Origin of the sequence: Vibrio anguillarum (assembly GCF_003390515.1) — a bacterium.
Lineage (GTDB): Bacteria > Pseudomonadota > Gammaproteobacteria > Enterobacterales > Vibrionaceae > Vibrio > Vibrio anguillarum.
This window is the reverse complement of the sequence record NZ_CP031479.1, coordinates 3,106,967-3,108,259: the sequence shown is the minus strand read 5'-3', so window position 1 is coordinate 3,108,259 and position 1,293 is coordinate 3,106,967. Positions and strand designations below refer to the sequence as shown.

Genomic DNA, 1,293 nt, shown 5'->3' with positions numbered 1-1,293 from the left:
CATAACGCTGCGTTAAGGGGTGAATGCCGCATAAACCAACTTTCCGCAGACCACTTTCACCACCAAAACTCACTGCAAACCAAAAATGCCACGCGGCATGAATCCCGCTTAAACGCCTTGTTATGCTTAAGCTTCAATGGCTTACGTTTTAATTGAATTAAGATTAACTCGACTTTGATTTACAAACAAAAACCAAAACGTAGAAAACCGAAATGAATCATAGTATTGACAATCAGGCTCAGAATTTTGGCAAATCTAGTTTGAAGTTTGAAAACCTAGAAATGGATTTCTGATTGAGCCACCCGCCCTAACCTCGCGCTTACCCTAAAATTGATTGAGGCAACTCTCTGAATTTTTAGCGCCCAAGAATGGATGTCCAGAAAATAGCGCCCACAAAAGCCAACTTGCCGACAAACACCAAACTGACAAGCTGAGGGAACAAAGAAAAACCATAAACCACTGATTTTACTTGATTAAGCATAACGCCCGCTTAAGGGGCAGCCAACGCTACTACTAACTTTCCGCATAACACCGTAATCACCAAAACCAACGCATAGTAAAAATGCCGCGCGTTGGCTGTCCCTCTTGAAGCGTTTGTTAAGTTTTGTCGCCCAAAGCTGTCGACAAGTTTGCCTCTGTTAAGCAACGTTCAACGATATTCTTGGATAAATCCTTATAATCACTAACTCCTGCATAATAAAGTGCCAACTGTACTTTTAAAGCGTCCTGTGCTTTTTTGTCATCTATAGAGTCACAAAGCGTACGAGATTCTGCTTGCATGCGATCTGTACGTAACTTATCAAAAAACTCACCCATCGACTTTTGAGCATTCTTTGACTGAACAAAGAACAAGCCAGCCACACCATCAATTACGACCCCAGCCGTAAACTGTATAGCTGTTGAAGAAAAGTTCTCACCTGTATTACTGAACACAGCGAAAACAATTACAAAAAAGCCTATTGCCGCAAACACTAAGCTAAACCAGAAACTGGTTTTTGATTGTGCTAATACTTGAGCATAATAATTAGCTAATTGCTCTGTCTCAAATGGGACGTCTTGTTTATTTTGCGAAACTGCGTCAATTAAGACTCTCGCATCACTCATATCTTTCTCTGACGTGCTAACTTCCATGGAGCCAAATTTAACTTTAGTTAAAGCTCCCGATTTAAAAGCACTAATCAATGCAACAAGTGTTACAAGAAAAGTAATGATTGTAATAATTTGAGAAATTAACTCTTTAGATAAATATTCCACTAATCTTCCTTTAGAAACTTAACGCCCGGCTAAGGGGTT

General features: G+C 39.9%; 2 protein-coding genes. Both read right to left on the bottom strand.

The genetic code is table 11. The features are described 5' to 3' along the window. Positions 1-355 precede the first annotated feature (355 nt). Positions 356-481 carry a hypothetical protein gene (locus tag DD616_RS17455; RefSeq protein ID WP_254923427.1) on the bottom strand — a complete coding sequence of 42 codons (126 nt, stop codon included), beginning with the start codon at positions 479-481 and terminating at the stop codon, positions 356-358. Between the two features lie 116 nt (positions 482-597). After that, the gene (locus DD616_RS17070) at positions 598-1,254 is read right to left on the bottom strand and encodes a TRADD-N-associated membrane domain-containing protein (RefSeq protein ID WP_017044877.1); all 657 of its coding nucleotides are present in this window, start codon (positions 1,252-1,254) and stop codon (positions 598-600) included. Positions 1,255-1,293: the final 39 nt, after the last annotated feature.

Coding starts and splice junctions, on each gene's coding strand:
- DD616_RS17455 (WP_254923427.1), bottom strand. CDS start 481: ATGCTTAATCAAGTAAAATCAGTGGTTTATGGTTTTTCTTTGTTCCCT.